At 25.5% G+C, this 3,969-nt stretch carries 4 protein-coding genes; all 4 read right to left on the reverse strand.

All coding sequences use genetic code 11. The features are described from left to right. Positions 1-1,226: peptidylprolyl isomerase (locus ABJG40_RS11375; RefSeq protein ID WP_348024701.1), on the reverse strand; the 1,226-nt coding region annotated here is incomplete at its 3' end. After that, on the reverse strand, positions 1,192-2,037 hold the full coding sequence (locus ABJG40_RS11380; RefSeq protein WP_348024702.1) for a hypothetical protein: 846 nt from the start codon (positions 2,035-2,037) through the stop codon (positions 1,192-1,194). The genes ABJG40_RS11380 and ABJG40_RS11375, both read right to left, overlap by 35 nt. Continuing rightward, complete coding sequence (locus tag ABJG40_RS11385) at positions 2,037-3,671, reverse strand: peptidylprolyl isomerase (protein ID WP_348024703.1); 1,635 nt, start codon at positions 3,669-3,671, stop codon at positions 2,037-2,039. Before ABJG40_RS11385 ends, ABJG40_RS11380 begins: the two co-directional genes overlap by 1 nt. Before the next feature lie 9 nt (positions 3,672-3,680). Further along, positions 3,681-3,969, reverse strand: a 289-nt coding sequence (locus tag ABJG40_RS11390; RefSeq protein WP_348024704.1) for a DUF493 family protein, incomplete at its 5' end; no start/stop codon positions are given.

Genomic DNA, 3,969 nt, shown 5'->3' on the forward strand with positions numbered 1-3,969 from the left:
TCTTCTACAATATCTGCAATATGAGTATCTGTTCTATCTCTCATTATGATAAATTTAAACATTTTATCTCCAGATCTTTCTTCATCATAAAAAGGCTCAGTCATTTCTCCTTTTTTAAGATCACTTACTCTTGCATAAAATGCAGGATCCATTCTTGTTAAATCAAATTTAGACTCTCCTGTAGAAGGGTTAACAATAAGACCTCCATTATTTTTTGTTGCTTTATCGTTAGAATATTTTTTTACTGCTTCATCAAAAGTTATTTTTCCTTCTCTAATTTCTAAAATAATTTTGTTTGCTTTTTCTTTAATTTTATTTAAAGTTTCATCAGGAACCTCTAATTGCATTAAAATATGAGAAGCAACTCTAGTATTACCTTTAATTGCATGTAACTGCATAATATGGTAACCAAAATCTGATTTAAAGGGTTTGGAAACCTGACCAACATCTAATGTAAAAGCCATTTCTTTAAACTCTTTAATAAATTGAGATTCTTTTGTAATGGTATATTGACCACCATTGTTTGTAACTCCAGGATCATCTGAGTTAATAATAGCTTTCATTTTAAAGCTAGAGCCATCTTCTATTTCTTTTTTTAATTGCGTTAATTTTGCAATAACTCTTTCTCTTTCTGCTGCTGTTGGTACTGCTTTTATAACAATTTGGGCAAGTTCTATTTCTGCAGGAAATTGTGGTAATTCTCCTTTTTCTTTTAAACCATTATAATACAACCTTACTTCTTCTGGAGTAACATCTACTTTTTCTGTAATATTTTGTTGCTCTTTTTCTATTAAAACATTTTCTGTTTGTACGGTAGTTAACTCTTTCTTTAAATCGTCTAAATCATTAAAACCATATGCTTTAATAACTTTTTCTATACTACCATATTGTTGTGTAAAAAATTGAATACTTCTTTCTACTCTAGATGTTACTTCTCCATCTGAAACAATTACACTGTCTACTACTGCATGATGTGCAAGTAGCTTTTGCTGCATTAATTCATCTAGCATTTCACAATCAGTAATTTTTACTTTTCCTTCACTTCTTAATTCAACTTCTTGCTTAAATTTAGCAATATCAGAATCTAAAACTATGTTCTTACCAATTACTACAGCAACTCCATCTATTTTAACTTTTTGAGCATTTGTGTTAAGCCCAAAAAGTGCTAAAATGAGTGTGCAAATTGATATTTTAATATATTTTGAAATTGTTGTTCTGTGTTGCATCTTTTACTATTGTTTTTTCTATCTCTCTAATTAATTCAATTTTACGTTTATGTAAAATCATTTGTTTTATTGTTGGCGTTATATAACTTAATGGTGCTATAGAATTACGCTTTAAAACGTTTTTTATGGTGGCCAAATATAAACCTATTGAATCTTGTTTATGAATGAATTTTGTTTTTTTTAACAGTTTTTCCTTAGAAAAAGGAAGTTTTAACAAAATGTTATCTAATTGTGTCCAAACAGAATCGTTAAACTGATGAAATTTAAAGCTTAATTCTTGTTTTTCTAATTCTTCTAAATCATTTATATCATCAGATTTAAAAAGTGATGTTATTTGATCTATATCTTTAATAGTATTATCTACATGTAAAAATCTTATTTTTATGAGTTCTTCATTTAATTTAAAATTTTCTTTGTTTAATAAATAATACTGTTTTAATTCTTCTTCAGAAATTATAGTATCTAATTTTTGTTTAACAAGTTGCTCTTTATAGTTATTAATAAGTAAACTTTCTTTGTAATCTTTTACTAAATTATCTATTTGATTTACGGTTTCTAAAGAGCTATTGTTTTTTGCTTTATTTAATAAAAGTCTTTTTGTTGCCCAATCTCTAATATAACTTTGAGCAAGAACAAGACTGTCATTTTTATTAATATTTTTTGGTAAAGCATTAATTAAATCTTTCTTAAAAAGTTTTTCTGTGTTAACAATTGCTACAATTTCTGAGGTACTATTTTCTTTTTCTTGAATTTTAAACAAATCACAAGAACCAAAAAGCACTACACAAAAAATAACAACTATATATTTCATTATTCTATTCCGTAAAATTTAATGAGTTTTTTAAGTTGTTTTTTATTAACTTTTATTGAACTCTTTTTTCTTAAATCTGCAATCCATTTTGTTTCTAAATACGCTTGGTAATCATTAATTACTTGTCCTTTTACAGATTTTAAATCATCCGTTTTATAATTAGATAAATTGGTTTTAAAATACTTTTCTAAACCAATAGTATCATTAGAAGATTTATTCCAAATTTTTTGCTGCATTAACTCAAATAACAGCAAACCATCTTCATATTCTTTTAATGTATATGCATATTCTGGTTCTGTATAAATTAAATTTTCTTTATAATATGTTAATATTTGATCTTCTTTAAACATTTCGAAAAGTTTATAAACAGGTAAATGCCTTCTGTTTCTAATATAGTTTATAAATTCTTCTTGTGCTATTTTTTTATTATTAATACTTATAATGGTATTTTTTAATGAATCTTTAGGAATAGCTCTTAAGTTTTTATTATCTAAAATCTTTTTTGCTTTTTCAAATTCTATGATAGAATATTTATTTTTTAAGGTATTTACAACCGCTTTTTCAGACAATTGCATTCTAGAACTTTTTTTAATTTTAGCTTTTAAACCTTTTTTCATTTCGTCAAAAGATTTAATAGGGTGTTTCTTTAATAACTTAACAATGTGCCATCCAAATCGGGTTTTAAAAGGCTTAGAAAAATCATTAATTTTTTCTAAACTAAAAGCAGCATCAGAAAATGGTTTTACCATTCTTCCTTCAGAAAATTTTCCTAGCTTGCCTCCTTTCTTTTTACTACCAGTATCTTCTGAGTATTGTTTTGTTAAATCTTCAAAACTTTCTTTATTTACTAATTTGTTATAAATATCATCTGCAATTTTTTTACCAGCATCAGATTTGTCTTTTATTAAAATATGAGCTGCTTCAATTTCTCCTTTAGATTCTTTAAAATCATCTACTTGCATTATATGATATCCAAATTGAGTTTTAAAAGGCATAGATATTTCACCAATTTTAGTAGAATATGCTGCAACTTCAAACGGATAAACCATTCTAAAAGCAGAAAAATACCCTAGATTACCTCCATTTCCTTTTCTACCTGTTTTAGCATCGTCTTTTGCAGATCCATCTTCAGAAAATTGTGCTGCTACAGTTTCAAATTTTTCTCCTTTTAAAATTTTTTCTCTTAATTTAAAGATTTTATTATATGCCGTTAAAGTATCTTTTGGAGAAGCTTCTCTAGGCATTCTTATTAAAATATGTTTTGCTTTTACTTGGTTTTTAGTTCTAAAATAGGCGTCTTTTACCAATTTATCTATGTAAGTTGTATCTTGTAAATAAGGAGCAGAAAGCTGGTTTTTGTAAGTTTCCATTTCTCTTCTGTAAGAAGGTAAAGTATCTAATTTTAGACTATAAGCTTCTTTAACTTTTAATTTATAATTTATAAATAATTCTAAATTTTTAGTAACGCTTTTAGCTTCATCATTATCTATTGCATCTAAATTTTTTTCATAAATTCTTTTAAATTCAGATATGGTTGTTTTTTTACCATCTATTGTTATTAATGTTTTATCTTTCTTCTGAGCGAATGTTGATATTGATAAACTTAAAACAAATAATAAAACTATTTTTTTCATAATTTTTAATTATAACGAAATGATTCCTTTAATTTTTTCTGCTTTTTTGTAATAAGAAATTACAATACCTGAATTTAGTACTTTTAATACAATAGAAACACTAACGTATTTCCCTGTCTTAGATTTTTTTGTTTTTATAATAGCACCTGTATTGTTAAATAACTCCTCTACTTCTTTAACTTGATTACCATCTGTTGGTACAATAAATTTATATAAGTAATCTGCAGGAAAACTAGTAGTTTCATCTAGTTGTCCTTTTAACTTTAAATAAAAATCTTTTTTATCGCTCATAAAAATA

This window comes from Polaribacter sp., assembly GCF_039939415.1.
Lineage (GTDB): Bacteria > Bacteroidota > Bacteroidia > Flavobacteriales > Flavobacteriaceae > Polaribacter.

Excerpts from the sequence above, each read along its gene's own strand:
- ABJG40_RS11380 (WP_348024702.1), bottom strand. The coding sequence starts at position 2,037 with ATGAAATATATAGTTGTTATTTTTTGTGTAGTGCTTTTTGGTTCTTGT.
- ABJG40_RS11385 (WP_348024703.1), bottom strand. The coding sequence starts at position 3,671 with ATGAAAAAAATAGTTTTATTATTTGTTTTAAGTTTATCAATATCAACA.